The organism is Microbulbifer sp. MKSA007 (assembly GCA_032615215.1).
In the GTDB taxonomy this organism is placed as follows: domain Bacteria; phylum Pseudomonadota; class Gammaproteobacteria; order Pseudomonadales; family Cellvibrionaceae; genus Microbulbifer.
Genome location: CP128433.1, coordinates 105328 through 123589, shown reverse-complemented (window position 1 = coordinate 123589; position 18262 = coordinate 105328). Strand labels below are relative to the sequence as shown.

General features: G+C 39.9%; 17 protein-coding genes. 13 read left to right on the top strand and 4 right to left on the bottom strand.

Annotated elements, in window-relative coordinates; genetic code table 11:
• Positions 1–11: 11 nt before the first annotated feature.
• The 4 genes from QT397_03130 to QT397_03115 all read left to right on the top strand — a co-directional run bounded on the left by QT397_03130 (position 12) and on the right by QT397_03115 (position 3893).
• On the top strand, positions 12–431 hold the full coding sequence (locus QT397_03130; protein WNZ56372.1) for a F0F1 ATP synthase subunit epsilon: 420 nt from the start codon (positions 12–14) through the stop codon (positions 429–431).
• 159 nt (positions 432–590) lie between these two features.
• Positions 591–1913, top strand: a complete 1323-nt coding sequence (locus tag QT397_03125) for a hypothetical protein (protein WNZ56371.1) — start codon at positions 591–593, stop codon at positions 1911–1913.
• A gap of 123 nt (positions 1914–2036) precedes the next feature.
• The gene (locus QT397_03120; protein WNZ56370.1) at positions 2037–2735 is read left to right on the top strand and encodes a hypothetical protein; all 699 of its coding nucleotides are present in this window, start codon (positions 2037–2039) and stop codon (positions 2733–2735) included.
• A 180-nt stretch (positions 2736–2915) separates the two neighbouring features.
• On the top strand, positions 2916–3893 hold the full coding sequence (locus tag QT397_03115) for a hypothetical protein (protein WNZ56369.1): 978 nt from the start codon (positions 2916–2918) through the stop codon (positions 3891–3893).
• A 1-nt stretch (position 3894) separates the two neighbouring features.
• On the opposite strand, the gene guaD is transcribed toward QT397_03115, so the two are convergent.
• Complete coding sequence (guaD, locus tag QT397_03110) at positions 3895–4992, bottom strand: guanine deaminase (GenBank protein WNZ58611.1); 1098 nt, start codon at positions 4990–4992, stop codon at positions 3895–3897.
• Between the two features lie 32 nt (positions 4993–5024).
• Positions 5025–5288: a hypothetical protein gene (locus tag QT397_03105; GenBank protein WNZ56368.1), complete on the bottom strand. Its 264-nt coding sequence runs from the start codon at positions 5286–5288 to the stop codon at positions 5025–5027.
• A gap of 239 nt (positions 5289–5527) precedes the next feature.
• Between QT397_03105 and QT397_03100 the strand changes: the two genes are divergently transcribed.
• Together QT397_03100 and QT397_03095 are read left to right on the top strand one after the other, a co-directional pair.
• Entirely contained in the window at positions 5528–5956 is a 429-nt protein-coding gene (locus tag QT397_03100; protein ID WNZ56367.1) for a VOC family protein, read from the top strand.
• 115 nt (positions 5957–6071) lie between these two features.
• Positions 6072–6710 (top strand): glutathione S-transferase family protein, encoded by a 639-nt coding sequence (locus QT397_03095; protein WNZ56366.1) that lies wholly within the window; start codon positions 6072–6074, stop codon positions 6708–6710.
• Positions 6711–6788: 78 nt separating this feature from the next.
• Here QT397_03095 and QT397_03090 read toward each other — a convergent pair whose 3' ends face one another.
• Both QT397_03090 and QT397_03085 read right to left on the bottom strand, forming a co-directional pair.
• Positions 6789–7787 carry a hypothetical protein gene (locus QT397_03090; GenBank protein ID WNZ56365.1) on the bottom strand — a complete coding sequence of 333 codons (999 nt, stop codon included), beginning with the start codon at positions 7785–7787 and terminating at the stop codon, positions 6789–6791.
• Between the two features lie 24 nt (positions 7788–7811).
• The gene (locus QT397_03085) at positions 7812–9158 is read right to left on the bottom strand and encodes a class I SAM-dependent methyltransferase (GenBank protein WNZ56364.1); all 1347 of its coding nucleotides are present in this window, start codon (positions 9156–9158) and stop codon (positions 7812–7814) included.
• A 409-nt stretch (positions 9159–9567) separates the two neighbouring features.
• On the opposite strand from QT397_03085, the gene QT397_03080 reads away from it, so the two are divergent.
• Genes QT397_03080 through QT397_03050 form a run of 7 tightly spaced genes read left to right on the top strand, consistent with a single transcriptional unit; the run spans position 9568 to position 18260 of the window.
• On the top strand, positions 9568–10797 hold the full coding sequence (locus tag QT397_03080; protein WNZ56363.1) for an NAD-dependent epimerase/dehydratase family protein: 1230 nt from the start codon (positions 9568–9570) through the stop codon (positions 10795–10797).
• Between the two features lie 15 nt (positions 10798–10812).
• On the top strand, positions 10813–11790 hold the full coding sequence (locus QT397_03075) for an NAD-dependent epimerase/dehydratase family protein (protein ID WNZ56362.1): 978 nt from the start codon (positions 10813–10815) through the stop codon (positions 11788–11790).
• A complete protein-coding gene (locus QT397_03070; GenBank protein WNZ56361.1) occupies positions 11780–12367 on the top strand; it encodes a glycosyltransferase in 588 nt (195 codons plus the stop codon). The genes QT397_03075 and QT397_03070 overlap by 11 nt, the downstream gene beginning before the upstream one ends.
• The gene (locus QT397_03065) at positions 12361–14910 is read left to right on the top strand and encodes a glycosyltransferase (protein ID WNZ56360.1); all 2550 of its coding nucleotides are present in this window, start codon (positions 12361–12363) and stop codon (positions 14908–14910) included. The genes QT397_03070 and QT397_03065 overlap by 7 nt, the downstream gene beginning before the upstream one ends.
• Before the next feature lie 13 nt (positions 14911–14923).
• Positions 14924–16465, top strand: coding sequence for a glycosyltransferase (locus QT397_03060; protein WNZ56359.1), 1542 nt, complete (start codon positions 14924–14926; stop codon positions 16463–16465).
• Positions 16462–17025, top strand: coding sequence for a hypothetical protein (locus QT397_03055; protein ID WNZ56358.1), 564 nt, complete (start codon positions 16462–16464; stop codon positions 17023–17025). The genes QT397_03060 and QT397_03055 overlap by 4 nt, the downstream gene beginning before the upstream one ends.
• Positions 17022–18260, top strand: a complete 1239-nt coding sequence (locus QT397_03050) for a glycosyltransferase family 2 protein (GenBank protein WNZ56357.1) — start codon at positions 17022–17024, stop codon at positions 18258–18260. Before QT397_03055 ends, QT397_03050 begins: the two co-directional genes overlap by 4 nt.
• The last annotated feature ends 2 nt before the right edge of the window (positions 18261–18262 follow it).

The window sequence follows — 18262 nt, the reverse complement described above, 5'->3', positions numbered from 1 at the left end:
AGGCATATACTATGGCCATGACAGTACATTGTGACATTGTCAGCGCCGAGCAGTCTCTCTTCTCCGGGCTGGTAGAGATGGTGATTGTGAGCGGTATCGAAGGTGAGCTGGGGCTCTCCTACGGTCACGCCCAGTTGCTCACCGCTCTGAAAGCCGGTCCGGTGCGCATCATCAAGCCCGGTGGTGAAGAGGAAGTACTGTTCGTCAGCGGTGGCTACGCCGAGGTACAACCTAATATGGTGACTATCCTCGCTGATGTAGCCGAACGTGAGATCGATGAAGACGCCGCGCAGAAGGCCCGCGAAGAAGCGGAACACGCCCTGCACAAGGCACCGTCTGAAGTCGACTACGCGCGCATCTCAGCCCAGCTGGCCGAAGCCGAAGCGCGCCTGCGTACCCTGCAGGCAATTCGTAAGGCGGCCGGTAAGTAAACAGTTCTTGCCTTCGTAAGGCCTGTTTCCAGGCGACAAAAAAGCAGCTTCGGCTGCTTTTTTTATACCACTTCTAAAGCCGCCCTTACCCATATAGTTGAAAACGTCTTACGAGCACATCAGTACAGCCCACCCCATCCCGTGTAAGAGGTAATTACATTGAAAACCCCATCTAGAAACTATTTATTACTACTTATCCTGCTGTGTTTACTGACCGGATGTGGAGGTGGGGCATCTTCAGGGAGCGATGATGCTCCAACAACTGAGGAGGAAATCGATAATGAATTTCCCACCGCAAATATAACCTTTCCTTCGAGTAACGGGCTATGGAGCGACAAAGAGCAGCTCACTGTACGCGGTAGCGCAAGTGACAATATTAAGGTTGTAAGTGTCCGGGTTAATGGGATTGAGGCGTCGTCGGACAACGATTTCGAAACATGGCAGGCAAAAATTACCCTTGAGGAGGGTAGCACGACCGCAATAAATGTTGAGGTTACTGATGTAAATGGAAATACGTCTGCAAATGCAGCCTCAATCGGCGTTAACAGCTATGACGATTTCTATAGTTATAGACTCTACACTCCGTTGGCATTCGATTCCGACAGAAACTTGGCCTACACCTTTAATCCCACCAGAGAGTTAAATCTTGAGACGATGCAGGAACGTCATGTAGATTCTGAACTATCCGACGTGCAAGGAGCTAAATTTGATCAGGGTTCTGGTAATTTTTATTTAATCAAAAATGATGAATTACTCTCAGTAGATCGTGAATTTAATACCATAGAGGTAATTTCCGCAACAGAGGATCAATCCCTTTCTTTTGGACGTCGATCCCATATTTCGATAGATTATGGGACGAGAGATATCTATGTTCAAAGCTACTACAAAAATTATCTGATTAAGGTCGATCCCGCTACTGGAGAACGAGAAAAAATATCCTCAATTACCTATGAAGATGGAAGATCCGTAGGGAATTTTATTGGAGGAATTGAAATTGTTGATGGGCGCTTTTTTCTAGTAAGTGATGACGGATTACTCGAGTTAAATCCAGACACATGGCTTGCAACAGAAATATCGGGAAGTAACATCGGCTCAGGAGATGATTTTATACGCTTAGCGGGGCTGAGTATCGATTTAATTAATAATTTAGCTTATACCACTGATATTCATAGTAAGGTGTTTGAGATCAACTTGGTAAGTGGTGATCGAAAATCAATATCGTCAGGATTAGAATCCGATAATGAAAATTTGATTTTTTCCACTGCACTAAGTGGAATTATCGACGTGGGTGAGTCGCTAATTGTGAACTCGTCTTTTTTAACTGGGCATACATTATTAATCAATAAAAGAGATGGTAGTCGAGCACTAATATCAAAGAAAACAAGAGGAAAAGGTCCCCTACTCTCGACCACTTCCGAATTAGTATATGATGAATTCCGCAAACAAACAGTTATACTTAATGATATCTATACAGATTCTTGAGACTATAACTCTGAGTTTGATAAAGTCCATCAAATAATAGCAATAGATCCAGTAAGTGGAGATCGAGAAATTATATCCGGGCCCAATAACGGAGGGGGTATAGTGCAAGGGTACTTGCGCTATATGGCGATTGATAACCGTGATGGACATATCTATGTTAAAGAGCTTGAATCGGATACGATAATTAGAATTGACCCTTTAACGGGAAATAGAACTATTGTGTCTGGTGATGGTACGGGCACAGGAGATGATTTTAACGGCTTAAGTGGACTCTCTGTAGATACCATGAAAGATAGGATACTAGCTATCTCTAGTAGTTCGTTAATCTCAGTAAATTTACAGTCTGGAGACCGAAATACAATTACTTCATTCCCAGATATTGGATCTTTATCATTAGCTACTTATACCACAATAAATAACGAATCTTCAAAAGTCTACATTGTCGACCTTTTTAAAGGCATCGTAGAGTTTGATTTAGAGACAGAAGTAGCGAGAATTGTATCCAGCGATGAAGTGGGTAGTGGACCAGAGCTAAACGAACCTACCCATATTGCGGTCGATAGAAAAAATAATCGACTTTTTGTAGAGGATTATAATGATAAAGCTAATGAAGATGATCCAATTAACGTTGAGCTGTTGGTTGTAGACATAGAAACGGGTAATAGGATCCAGCTCTTGAGTTTATTTGAGCAGGAGTATGAACAGATGGCCCTTACGCCTGCAGTGGATCAGGCTAATGATCTTCTCTATATATCGATGCCCAATCGTGGTGTAGCTATTTTTGATGTCGAAACAAAACAATATTTGATGATATCACAGTAATATCTCAATTAGGTATCGGCCTTGAAAGCCGATACCTAATTGTATGAATTGGCAACTTCACTGCCATGAATCTATTTTAGACAATTGAATAAGTTACTACTTAATAATGGCGGTTGCTACAATAATCACTAGAAATGACTTATTTCTTTGTTTAAGAAGTTTTATACGATGAAGTGTTTAGTGGCTGGCGTATTGATCTCCTTTTTTATTACTCTAATTTTCTTGCCTGAAAACTCTTACGCCATTGGTATTATAAAATCCAGTAGTAAAGCCACATTAGCTGAAGATTTAAAACATCCGAGACACGTTTTCTTACATGGAAATATTGTTACTCCCTCGTTAATATATAATGACATTAAAGTTCCAGAGCATTTAACAGAATTTGGGTTCTTTCACTCTGGGTGGACCATAGATGAAATCAGTGAGGTGTCGCAATTTACAACTTTTGTTGACGTCTATTACAATGAAATAGATATTATGAAGGCTGCAAGGAGCCATGGACTAAAGGTATGGATACAAATAGCTCCGATATTTTTTGATGGTTATCCGACCTATAGGAAGCGAGCTGATTATTTGGAGCGGTGGGAGCTAGCAAAGAAACGATTAGAACCATTTAGTGATATAATTATAGCGTTTGACCCATTAGATGAACCCTTCCATCGATCAAAATTAACTAATCAAACGCTAAAGCTATATCTTGAAGAGATTGCTCAATTAGTAAAAGAAAGCTTTCCTAAAGCAAAAAGAGCAATTACATTTATGAATGAAACAGTTAGGAAGTCAAGCTTCAAAAAAATCATCCCAAAAAAATATAATTTGTTTGCTGTAAATTACTATGTAGGAGAGAGTTTTCAACGACAACTGGTAGAAAAGCTAATGGCCAAAACATCACATTTAGATGTTGAATATTACTTAATACCAAGGGCATTTAAAACATCGAATAGAGCTTTCGGTAGCATTTCAGAATCACAATTAATTAATCAGGCAAAGCAAGCCTACAATTTTGCGATAGCAAACCCCAAGGTTATCGCTATTTATCCTTTTGTTTGGGAAAGTATGTTTGGCGATGGTGAAGAGTACTACCTTGGGGTTGATAACTTAAATCGAGTGCAAGATGAATATCGAAAAATAGGTCATGCGATATCAAATTCCAGATAAACTATTTTTTATCACCCATTATATAAGTGCTGTATATAGATCTGTCATCACCAAGAACCTGAAGAGCAAATAGCTTTTCTTCAAGTGTCTTTACAGACTTCATTCTAAACTTCATTAAATCAGTTGACTCTAAATCAATAACAATAAAATCTGCCTCCTTTCCTTTTTCAAAATTTCCAACTCTTTCATCGATATCCAGTGCTTGTGCAGATCCTAAGGTCGCAAGATAGAAAGCTTTAAGTGGAGAGAGTGTCTTTATACTACTGGTATCTTCAATCGACTTCTGTAGCTGAACTACCTTATAGGCCTCATCCATAGTCTCTAACATCGAGAAACTGGTGCCGGCCCCAACATCGGTTCCCAGGCCCAGACTAACATTGATTTCTTCAGTTTTATTAAGCGGGAATAATCCACTCCCTAGAAACAGATTAGACGTTGGGCAAAAAGCTATAGCGCTACCTACTGAAGCCATACTTTCCATCTCTTGGTCATCCAGGTAAATACCATGAGCAAACACTGAGTGGTCGCGATGTAATCCATATATGTTATAAACATCAAGATAACTATTTGCTTCTGGGAACAATGATTTTACCCAATTAATTTCATCTTTATTTTCAGAAACATGGGTATGCATATACACATCGGGATATTCATCTAGTAACTTAGCTGCCTGCTTAAGCTGCTCAGGAGTACTTGTAGGGGCAAATCTTGGAGTAATGGCATAGCTCAATCGATCCTTATTATGCCAACGTTCGATCAGCTTCTTGCTATCGGAATAGGCACTTTCGGGTGTATCTTGCAGGTATTCTGGGGCATTGCGGTCCATCAGTACCTTACCTGCAATTAGTCGCATGTTCTCCCGTTGAGCAACTTCAAAGAGAGCATCTACAGACTCTGGGTGAACGGTACCAAATACAAGTGCTGATGTTGTGCCATTCTTTAGTAACTGACTAATAAAGAACTCTGCAACCTCCTTTGCATGTTCTTTATCGGAAAATTTCCTTTCAGTTGGAAAGGTGTATTCTTTAAGCCACTCTAATAATTGCTCGCCATGAGCCGCAATCATTCCCGTCTGTGGATAGTGAATATGAGAATCGATAAAGCCGGGAAGTATTAACTTGCCGCGATAATCTACAATCTCTGCGCCTCTTTTTTTACCGAAATTTCTTCTTCAGAAATTATCCCGGCAATTATTCCATCTTTGACAATTAATCCGCCATCCTCAATATACTCATAAGCATCATTAGTCTTCGCCGGGTCGGAAGTAAAATGAAGTATGTCACCTTGAAATATAGTTGTCTCTGCATAAACAAAGTTGCTAGAGGTTGAGAGTAATAGAAATAATTTAGCTATATTGGACTTTATATTGCTGCTTAAGGATAAATATTCGACCACCAGTTCACTCCGTTAAAATAATAAGCAAACCTACATATTTAGCATTTGAAAGATAATGTGACAAATTTATTTCGATTGTCTCTAGAAGAACTGGAATACAAAACAACAAATTAACTAATATATTGAGTAATAACCTACTTAAAAATACAGAAATTTGATTTGTATATTTTGTATTTGGAAAAAACTTAATAAATTCCATCTAAACTTGTACTTAAATCCAGATTGAAGGCTCTCAATCCATGTTTAAACATCCAGATCACGTAACAGTAGTTGTTACGAAATTAGAGGAAAGTGTCAGTTTTTTTGAATTGCTGGGTTTTGAGCTTCTACTCAAAAATTTTCTAACTGGCGAGAAAGCGTCACGGTATCTCCAGGTGGATAATGTAGAAGCAGATCACTTTACGATGGTACTAAAGCAGTCATCTCCGAAATTTGAGATACAGCTACTTCACTACCGAAATCCAGTGGTTAAAACCAATCCATCACTAATTGACTTGGCAAGGCCCGGTTATAACCATCTGTGTTTAAAGGTAGATAATTTGAATGAAGCTTTAGAGTATTTATCGAAGCAAGGAATTAGTACAAGAAGCGGAATATTGGAGTATCAAGATAAAAAATTAGCTTTTCTCTTGGGGCCAGAGAATATAACTGTTGAATTAGCCGAGTGAACTATCCAAGTAAATAGATAGTACTTTTACTTAGTAACTTGACATGTAAATCTCTCGAAGAAATGATACTTGCCTAGCTAAAATTTATGTATCCACATAAATTCGAGATATTGACATGGCAAATGAAATCATCTTTTATACGAACCCTCAATCGAGAGGCTGTATTGTTCGATGGATGCTAGAGGAGATATCAGTACCCTATCAAACCAAAGTACTTGAATATGGCGAAGACATGAAATCGCCAGAGTATCTTGCTTTGAATCCCATGGGGAAAGTTCCAACACTAGTGCACGACAACAAAATAATAACTGAAGCAGCAGCAATATGTGTCTACTTGGCAGATGTATTTTCCGATTCAGGTTTGTCTCCGATAAATAACGAAGAGCGTGCCAATTATTACCGCTGGATGTTTTACTCAGCTGGACCATTGGAGTCTGCCATCGTGAATAAATATATCTTTGATGAAGATGTGGCTAAAGATAAACAGCAAATGTTGGGTTACGGTAATTATAAACTTGCACTAGATACGCTATCTAGTGCAATAAAATCAAACCCGTATATTGTTGGAGAACGTTTTACAGCAGCAGATGTATATATTGGTGCACAGCTGGGGTGGGGGTTACAGTTTGGAACTATAGATGGACGTGAAGAGTATCAGGAGTATGTAAATCGTTTATCTCAACGTAAAGCATTTCAACGAGCTCAAGAACTTGATGCAGCTTTGGAAAAAGACATGAATATAAGCCCAGCTTAAATATAAATACATTTTGTTTGAACTAAAAGGTCAGAAACTATATTTCTGACCTTTTTGATTTATCCCAAATACTAGTTTTTAACTAAAAATTCCGCTTTTTATTTGCCGAACAGCTCTGTTGAATCGAAAACGATCATTTCTGTCTATAGAAGTATTTTCATCCATCATATGCTCATAATCACTTTCAACTACTTTGAGATAATCTAGTGCTTCATCTTTATCCCCCTTCATTGCAATAAGATATGAGCGAGACAAGCACATTCTTAATTTGTGAGCATCTGTTAGATGTTCTTTAGGATGATTATCGTGGAGCTTCAAGCATTCCTTTAGGCTAGCTTCGGTGAATGGGTCGTATTCAGCTACTTCCTTAGGAATTGGTTTTTTACACTTATAGATTGAGCTTGAGAATACTTGCCCATACCAGTCGAAATAATCTTCAAGATATCCCATGGTTACTTTAATCCATGGTAAACGATCAAAGAAAAAATCTTGATTAATGAAAAATGATTCGCCCTCAATAAGCTTTGGCATAAACTCTGCTGAAACATGTTTATTTAGGTCCTGAGTTTTACATACATCAATAAAACAAATTTCAATTGGATTATCAGGCCAGGAAAACTCATTAAAATCACCGATATTTAGTTCAATCAATGATTGAAATGGAGAAATACTATTTTCTAGTATTGGAACAAAAGATTCACCAAACTTATAGGTTAGTGAGTCACACTCCCAAACACGATCCGAACCATTTGCAGGTTTAGGTAGAAAACCCAATTCATAACTACTAATAGGTTTACTATCCAATATATTTGAGTTTCTGTTGTTTGAAAAATCTGAGTTACTCATCAACCCATGTGCGAGAGAAACCACAGATGCTCCCATAAAGCTTCCGGCATCAACAATATACCCTTTTTGCTGGAAGTTTTTTGACGCCAATGAATAGAGTAATTTGCGTTCGGCAATCGAAACCATTCCTGGTGTCTCAAATACGCTCTGTGGAACTTCAGTTTTAGAAAATGAAATTTCTGGGTGTACATAACAACCCCTTGCAATTTCCGCATCATCAATTTCGTACATTATTTTGCTCCGGAAAAAAATTGATTACTTAGCGTAAGCTACACAAAAAACAACATTTGCCTTCATTTCATCCAGTGTAATATCAGGAATTTCTTCTCTTACCCTGGTCTCTATTTCCGGAGTTAAACGCTCTAAAACATTACTATGGGAAGGCTGTAGTTCCCAGGTTTCGATATTAAAATACTTACGTGTTAATGCGCGTAATTCATCGATTCGAATGCGATTTAGATGTGTGTGTAAATAGTGGTCATGTGGCAAATGGCGAACAATATTAATATGGTTCCAATCACAAAACTTAAGATGATCTGGATTCCCTTCATCCAAAACTGATGGATTATGAGGAGGCATATGGTGCCCACTCCAGCCATAAAAGTTGTGATGCAGAAATATAATTTTTCCTCCTTTGGTTAACAACCCCGCAATATCCTCGAATACACCCTCAATTTCCAATAGGTGCTCAGTGACATTGTGTAGGCAAACCGTATCAAAGGTCTTTATACCGACGAGATCGCGGGTAGAGCACTGGCGTAGATCAATATCCGGGATCAAATCCATGATGTCCTGGCCGGACATTGGAGCGTTAACCCACTTTCTTATCCTTTTATTGCGAACCCTCCTGGAGTCTAAAGACATTGCTGGGTCTACACCGGTATAACTGTTTGCTCCAGCACAGAGGTAGCCCATGGCATAGCCACCAAAACCACAACCGACATCTAAAACATTGCACCCTTGTACATATTTATGTAATTTTCTTGGCCATGAGCAGTAGCCGAGTTCAACGGCACTAGTGATGAGATCCGAATCAAAATTCTTCAGTGCGTGGCGTATATTAGTGCAGTTGTGGAAAAATGCGATTTTAGCCTGCAATTCATGATTGTCCCAATCTTCTAAAGGTTCTATTTTCTTCAGTTGTTTTGCTGCCTTTGAGCGGGAAAGTTTTGAAAATGCAGGGTGAGAACGGGAAGTGTCTAAAATTTCAATCGCTTCCCTGGCGTTATTTTCGATACGTATCAATTTGACTTGGTCAAAAACTTTCAGCGCTCGTTTATGTTCTGGGTTGCACTTGATTGCTATTTTTATATCTTTTTCAGCTTGATCTATGTCTCCTTTAGCTATATTTAGCATAGCGGAGATTATTCTCATGCCTACATGGTGTGGATGTCTTGAAATGAAGGTCAGCGCATACTTATCACAATTTAGAATCGAACCATTTTTTGATTCGGCATAGCACAGAAAATAAGTAGCCGGATGAAAAGGGTTGAGATCGGCAATTGGACGCAATAACTCTCTCGCCAGGTCTATTTCTCCAGCTAATGCAGCTTGCTTCCCTTGTTCAAAGTTATCCAGCTGATTGATTTCTAAAGTAGACATTTAATTTTCCAAGTAATGGTAACCAGGTTTTTTGGCGTGGATATTGACTTGCATGCTGCAAATAGGTGCAGTTGCGCTCGATTTAAATCAAATATAATAAGATTGCTTATTATTGAGTACATGCTCGCAGCTAGCACTGATTTTCTTAAGCTATGAAAATATTCATAAATGTGAAAGTTGGAGCTGTCAAATAATAAATTTATTTTCTCTGAGAAAACTATTCAAGGTGCAATCTATAAAAGTTGGCGCGGATGCTAACTCGTATAATCGGTAAAGCCGGAAAGCCTGTGTTATAAATTGGATTTTGTAAGATTCACGTTATCCAATTAAGCAGCAGACGATAACATCTCAATCCTGAATAAATTGATCTGCCAACGGCCTGGTTGGCAAAACTTGTGGAGGTGGCTCTTTGAAACTGATAATAGTCGGTGGCGATGGCTTTTGTGGATGGCCAACCTCATTACATCTGAGTAATTTAGGTCATGAGGTTATTATTATTGACAATTTTTCTAGAAGAAAAATTGATAGTGAGCTCAATGTAGAATCATTAACACCGATTCGAGAACTGAAAGAGCGTATTGATACCTGGTTTGAATTAACGGGAAAGGTTATTCGCTTTGTCGAGTTGGATGTTTCCCAGAAATTTAACGATCTTGTAAATCTCCTAGAGGAGGAAAAGCCAGATAGTATAGTTCATTTTGGTGAGCAGCGCGCTGCGCCCTATTCGATGAAAAGCAGTGCTACTAAAAATTATACGATCGCTAATAATATTTGTGGTACTCATAATATTCTCAATGCGATTGTAGAGACGCAGCTTGATATTCACTTGGTTCACCTCGGTACAATGGGTGTGTATGGTTACGGCCATGAGGAGCCCATACCAATACCTGAAGGTTACTTGGATGTAAAAATAGAGACGATTGATAATCGTCAAATTTCAGACTCTATCGTTTATCCGCCTAATCCTGGCTCCATTTACCATATGACCAAGACGATGGATTCGCAGATGTTTCAGTATTATGCGAAAAATGACAGGCTTCGTATTACTGACCTTCACCAGGGGATTGTTTGGGGAACGCAGACTGAACTCTCTAGTTTGGATGAGCGTCTGATAAATCGTTTTGATTATGACGGGGACTACGGCACAGTCCTAAATAGATTTCTAATGCAAGCGACTGTCGGTTTCCCACTGACTGTTCATGGCACAGGTGGTCAAACTCGCGCATTTATCCATATCTCTGATACTTGCAAATGTATTGAGCAGGCACTTTTACATCCACCGGAGCTCGGTGAACGACCACTGATTCTCAATCAGATGGCGGAAACGCAAACACTTTCCGATCTTGCACAATTAGTTCAAACACTGACAGACTGTGAAATAAGTTATCTGCCAAACCCGAGGAAGGAGGCAGAGAGAAATGATCTCAATGTAAAAAATGATTTACTTCGTTCATTCGGATGGCAGCCGATTCTTATTAAAGATAGTCTTCTAGAAGAAATTACAGATATAACAATGCAATATCAAGATCGGGCTGATCATACAAAAATACCTTGCGTTTCTTATTGGACAAAAGGTAATAAACTTGCCGATATTTCCTATCGGGAAAAAACTAGTGAAGTTACTGAAACCATTTCCTAGTGGGTAGCTTTAGCTATGTCTACGCGAATCCTTATTACTGGTGGATGTGGATTTATAGGTTCAAATTTAGTCAAATATCTCAGTAATTTGAGTTTATATGACGAAATTTTAGTTTTAGATAATGAGGTCACTGGCACTACCGCAGCATTAGCCGGAATACCTCACCAATTTATTAGAGGAGATGTTAGAAATCAACGGGATGTAGATGAAGCTGTAAAGCAAGCTGATGCTGTTATACATTTAGCTGCAGATACACGTGTTATTAATTCAATAAATAACCCTGTCTATAATTTTGAAGTAAATGTACAGGGGACTGTCAATCTTCTGGAAGCAATGCGAAGGTATGAGGTTGGACATCTCATTAATGCTTCTACAGGTGGGGCGATCATTGGAGAAGCTGATCCACCAGTACACGAATTAATGCCAGTGAATCCCGCATCGGCTTATGGTGCGTCTAAGGCTGCAGCAGAGGCCTACTGTTCTGCATATTCTCAAAGTTATGGATTATCAATAACCTCTTTACGATTCTCTAATGTTTATGGTCCGCTTTCCTTTCACAAAGGAAGTGTGATAGCAGCCTTTATTAAAAATATTCTGAAAGGTCAGGTCTGTGATGTCTACGGAGATGGCTATCAGACTAGAGACTTTATTTTTGTAGGCGATCTCTGCCAGGGAATAATTAGGGCGCTGGAAAAGAGAGAAAATGGGGTATTTCAGCTGGGTAGCGGCCAGCCGACGTCAATTAACGAAGTAATTAGTTTACTAAGGGATGTCTCGGGCTGCCATGACGATCTTGAAATAGCTAACCACCCTTTCAGGGCAGGTGAAGTGCGCCATAACTATACGGATATTACTAAAGCAAAACAGTACTTGGGCTTTAGGCCGGAGGCATCATTAAGGGACGGTATTCAAATTACATGGGATTACTTTGTCAATAAGGAGGATGTTCTGAAGCCTAGCCTCTCGCAGAGGGCCCTACAGAATGCAGATTGACAAATTTTCAGTAGAATCATTCCCTGATTTAAATACTTATGCAGGTTTTGAGTCGGACCAGAAGCTCAGAGTTTGTATAGCCACAGAAGAAATCCTAGGTCCGGTGAGAAATGGAGGGATTGCTTCAACCTACTATCACTTAGCGAAAGGACTGGCAGCACATGGGCACGAAGTACATGTGCTCTACTTAAAAGGTGAAACAGTTGAGAATGAAACACCTGAGTATTGGGTTGAGGAATATTCCAATTTTGGTGTTTCACTGCACTACTTGGTGCACACGGATGAAACAATAATCGGCCCCTCACAGAGTTGGCAGCGACGATATAGTGCGGCATACCGCTGGTTAATTGAACAGAGACGTTTTGATGTTATCCACACTTCCGAATGGCGAGGTGGATTAATTTATGCGTTGATGGTTAAGAAGTTGGGTTTGGCGTTTAAAGATACATTATTTATTGTAAAGACATCGTCCCCGCACCTCTGGAATCGTCATTATCAAATGCAGCCATTGGTAAAAAGGAGCTGTTACCAGCGAGTTTTGCTGAGCAGAAATGTGTTGAATTTGCCGATATGGTAATTGGTGGTAGCGCACACCTACTTTGCTTTATGCGCTATGTTGGCTATAAGCTGCCAACATCAACTTATGTTCAGCCAAATATTCTCGATTTTTCCGAAGTTCCCGTTGATGATAAACGCATTAATCGACAGCCTGGTGATGTAGTTCGCACTAACGAATTGACCTTCTTTGGTCGTTTGGAAATGCGGAAGGGATTGGAGCTCTTTTGTACCGCTCTGGATTTACTTGAGCGGGCGGGGAATTGTCCTACCAGAGTTAATTTCCTAGGTAAATATGGTGAAGCCTTACCTAATCAAAACAATGAGAAGGTTGCGGACTATATTGAGCGAAAAGCGTCTACCTGGAGTTTTGAAGTCAATTGCATCACAGATTATAACCAGCCGGAAGCTCTCTCGTTTTTATGTTCCAGGGATATGATAGCGGTAATGCCCTCCCTGATTGAAAACTCCACCATGGCAGTATATGAAACACTAGAGAATAATATTCCTTTTATTGCAACGCGAGTAGGGGGAACTCCAGAACTTATCGCAAAAGAAGACCATGAAAGTTGTCTCATCGCACCCTACGCTTTTGAGCTTGCGAAAAGGCTAGAAGAGGTACTGAAGAATGGGCATAAGATTGCGCATTCCAGTTTTGATAACAATTATAACCTTCAAGTTTGGTATGGTTTTCATGCCTACTTAGCAGATCTTTTTAAGCAGTATAGTGGCGCTGAAGCGATCACCAAGATTACAGGCTCTCCCACCTTAACAGCTTCTAATGAGATGGAGCTACCGACCCTAGAAGTGGTTGTTCTATTGCGGGATACTGAGAGTGTTATGGAGTTTTCTGAGGCACTTTTAGTTGATAGACCCGACTCCATCAAATTTTTATTAATTGATCCCTATCTTGAAAATATTGCTGAGAGAGCTTCTAACTTTCTATTGGAAGCCGGTCTCAATTGTAGTTTGGTGGATTTCATTGGATTTCCAGCAGGGATTGCACTGGCAAAAAGTCTTTCTGAAAGTACTCTAGATGCTTGCATTCTCTGTGATGGTACATCCTCTCGATTAGGTGGAAAATTTTGTGGTGAGTTACGCAAAACTCTTCAAATAAATCATGAATTCATAATCACTAGCTTTTTATCTCTACCTGAAAACAAGGTGGTAATGCCGATAGGTGGAGATATCGTCTCTGAGATCAGCTTTGGAAATGCAATAGGCACAAATATTATTTGTATCCCAAAACTGGTATCAAGCAAGGTGGGGTCAATACTCCCTTATGATATTCGCTACGGTTTGGTACAAGAATATATTTTAAGGGCGAACAAAGAATTTGGGTTTGAATTGATGGTTATTCCTGAGTGCCATCTTCGTAGTGATTACTATTTAGAGGAATTGGAAGAATCTCGAAATAACGCTAACTCTGTCTACCTTCGCTCAATGTCGTTGATTGAAAATGATAATATTGCCTATCGTAAACTAGCCCTTCTTCCTTCAGCTCAGCCTATTGGAGCTAAATTAAGACCAGCACTTTATCGGGATAAGAATCGTTTGGATGAGGAACCTGTGTGGCTTTTACATGCCGACCGGCCTCGTAAAATGAAAAATCGTAATCCGAGGGTAGTTGTTGGTTTGGACGAGAGAAATTCCCATTTGCTCTGTGTAGCCAAAGGTCCGGGAAATAGGCAATTAATTGTTAATGGCGAGCCCCAATCAATTTCTTTGGAGCTACAAGATAATGAACTTACTTTACATAGATTCCCAATTCCAGATAAATGGGAAGAAGGTGAAAAATTTAATATTAAGTTTCTGTTAGAAGATCAAGAAATGACTTACACCCGTTTTATACGGGTTATAAAACTATCTAAAAATGTATTTGCAGCTATCTCTGGAAGTCCAATACTTAATGAGGTAGCTGTTGAGGAGATATTTAACCAAAAATATACCTGGAGTTTCTTCTCTAAAACAGAAAATAACACACCTGAAAACATTCAAGGGATAGATACCGAAGATACCACTTTATATGGGCAAGATCACGCAGAGGTAGGAGAGTTTGTAGACAAGGATTATACAGTAGAAGGTAAGGATGAGCCTGAACATGATATTGCAAAAATTATCCATGAGCAGGGAAAAATCAATGAAACTGAATTTAAACCCAAGTTTAGTTTTCAGGCTGTGATTCAAAAATCAGGTACTACCTTGCAACGTATATTTAAGGGATATACTGGCTCACCTATTAAGGGGTCAATTCCACCACGAGAGCTTTTTGCACTCGATCCACGGGTTCTTGAGGGATGGGCATGGGATAGAAGCAATATAGCTAAAAATTTAGTGATTGTCTTAGAGGTAAACGGAAACATTGTAGCTGAAGCCACGGCGAATCGTTATGTGGAACGTTTCGGTACTCGAAACCCGAAACTAGCTTGGTATGGATTCCGGTTCTCATTAACACCTGAAATAAAGCAGGAAAACTCAGAGATTACCGTACGTGTTAAGGAAAATGGACTTGTCTTACGAAATGGTCGATTGCGTTATCTTAAACAAATGCTAGTTGCGATCTAAGGTGGCTTGAATAATGAAAGAGCTTCACGAGGATTTACGCCTTGAAGCTGTTCAGAAACCTAAACGTATATGCATCCTAACGGAGGATATGTTTGGTCCAATAAAAAATGGTGGCATTGGAACGGCTTACTTTCATTTGGCTGTTTTTCTACAGAGATCTGGTCACAAAGTCACCGTCTGTTTCGTTAATGGTCTAGCAAAAAATCCTGTGAAAATGAAAATCACAAAAAATTTTTTTGCAAAACTTAATGTTGAATTTCATGGTGTTGCACCGCAGGCACTAGCTAAAACGACAATGGCTCGCACTATGGCAATGCCCTATGCAGCCTATGAGTGGCTCAAGAGAAATGATCGCTTTGATATTGTCCATGTTTCAGAATGGCGTGGAATGGGTTATATAGCATTACTTGCCAAGAGTCTTGGTATTGCATTCCAAGATATACATTTTGCTGTTAAAGGTTCTTCCCCAACACTCTGGTCTGCCGAAGGTAATCAACAATTCCTTAAAGAGGAACGGCAATTGGGGTGGGTATTTATGGAGCGTAGAAGTGCTGAGATGGCAGATACTCTGATCTGTGGGAGTCAGCATTTAGTCTGCTGGATGAAAAATAATAAATACCGCCTGCCTGAGCGCAGTTACTATTGGCCAAATGTATTTTTGGACGATCTATTACCTGATAATGAAGCCATAAAAAATAGTAACTTAGAGACAAAAGAATGGGTGTTTTTCGGGCGTCTTGAACCTCGTAAGGGGATTATTCTTTTTGTGAATGCATTAAACACTCTTGCTAAAAGAGGGGTTAGATTACCATCGATTACTTTTTTGGGAGGACACTCTTATCGATTTGATGCGCGAAAATTCATAGAGGAAAACCAGAAGCATTGGAGTACAGAAGTCTCATTTATAAGTGATTGTAATGCTATACAGGCTGTAGAGTATTTGAGTGGAGAAGGACGTTTGGCTGTGATCCCAGCTTTGTTAGAGAATTCCCCGATTTCTGTCTACGAATGCCTTGCAACTAAAGTACCATTTATTGCTGCTGATACTGGTGGTACTCGAGAGTTACTTGATGACGAAAATGGAAAAAAAATCCTCTTTAAGCCAAATCATATTGCTTTAGCGAGAAAGTTAGAATTACATGCAAAGAAACTGCCTGCGCCGGGTATAAAACACCAGAGGCTTAAGAAGTCGTTAGATGTATGGAATAAATGGCATGGCCAAGAGCATTCAATTATTAAAAACGCCCGATCTTCCAATAGACATGATCCCTTGGTTTCTATATGCGTAACTCATTTTGAGCGTCCAGACTTTCTCTATCAAGCGTTAAAAAGCATTAAAGATCAGACTTATAAGAACATAGAAGTTATTGTGGTTGATGATGGTAGCCATTCACAAGAAGCGCTACACGCGCTGGAAATTATAGAAAGTCACTATCAGAAGAATGGATGGCAGTTTGTATACCAGGAAAACCGATATGTAGGGGCTGCTAGAAATACTGCAGCACAAAATGCAAGTGGAGATTATCTACTTTTTTTGACGATGACAATGTCATGATGCCGGAAATGGTAGATAAGTTGGTAAGCGCGGCAACTTTTGCAGATATTGATTGCCTGACTTGTAGCTCTATCCGATTCAGCGGCAAGGGGGCACCTAATACTCCAGAAGGTAAGCTCGGAACTCAAATTCGTTTTATGGGGCCAGCTAGAGCTTGGGCAACGAAAGTAAATATAGTCGGTGATGCGACGTGTCTGATAAAAGCTTCTAAGTTTAGAGATCACGGAGGTTATACAGAGAGATATAGAACAGGTAAGGATGATATTGAATTCTATAGCAAGCTAATTTTAGCAAAGGAAAATGTATCCTATTATCCTGATCCTTTATATTACTATCGCACCGGTGACAACTCTATGAAATCCAGAAATCACCTTCAAGAAGAAGGGGATTTCAGGCAAATAAGTCCTTACCTTGAAGGGCTCGACTCGGAAGAGAAAAGCCTTCTACTACTAAGAAAACAGCAAAAAGATGCCAAAAAAAATAAAGGGGAAAAATATAAGCCAGGGTTTTTAAAGCGAACGATTCGAAAGCTGCGTAAATTCGCTAGGGTGAAAGTTTGAAAGTAGTTAAGTACATTGAAAGTGCTAGTGAAACACGCTTCCCCCTTATTTGTATCTTCCGTGATGAATTGGATATTCTCCCGGCTTTTCTCGACCACTACCGGTCTTTAGGTGTGACATGTTTCCACCTGGTGGATACGGGAAGTAGCGATAACTCGGTAAGCTATCTACTGAAGCAGAATGATGTCCAGCTATACGAAGTTGATTGTGGCTACCCCCAGGCAAACGCAGGTGTAGATTGGGTTAACAGAGTTGCCCGGGACTACTGTCAGGGAAAATGGACTCTTGTGGTAGATGCTGATGAATTTCTCTGGTTACCTGAAATTTTAGGTAAAGCTTCACTGAAGGTTACGACTCAACTTATGCAGAGTGAATTAGCTTTTGCTCTATATACTCCACTAATAGATTTCTTTAGTGACAACCTTCAAGGGAATGCATATGACATAAGAAATCTTTCTGAGTTAATGGAATCAACGCCTAACTATGTATCTTATAAAAACTTTAAGAAAAAAAGCATATTAGCTTTTCCTTTTTTTGAAATTCGCTCCAAAGCCAGAGCGCAAATATCTGGCATTTCTGATTATTTTGTTAAATCTTATAAAATTCCGTTGGTTTATTGGCGGACGGGTTTTCAATATTTACGTTCAACCCACTCATGTACGCCGGTTCCTCTCAGTAAAAATTGCGCTCATCTTCTCCATTTCAAATTCCGGTCCGGCTTTCAGCAAAGGCTTAGTCGGGAATTGCAGAACCCTGACCGGATGAATGCTGATGTATATCGCATTTCCAAGGCCATCATTAAAAATCAGATAACTATCCCGCAATACACATCGGATCTGCGCAAGATAGATGGATTCGGGGAAAGCGATTGGCTAACAAAGATGGATTTTGATACTGATTGGCAGAATGAAAATAAGTCCAAAAGCCACTATTTCGAACTGCTCACACAGCAAAAGATAGCCTCGGAGAGCTTTCTCGCCGATAACTTAAACCGTATAACCAAGTCTTTTAGTTGGCGACTGAGCCGGCCTTTACGCAGATTTCTGTTTCATCGGGGCATATTGCGACACGATCACTATCCAGAAAGGCTCGACCAGGATCATCCATTAGTGGATCAGACGATTGCCATCTATGAGTCATTTTGGTGGCTGGTTACGGGAATCTTTAGACTGCCTGTCGCAATCTATCGCGCCATTCTCTGGCATAAGCTGGGAGGACGTCGCCGGACCAGGTAGGG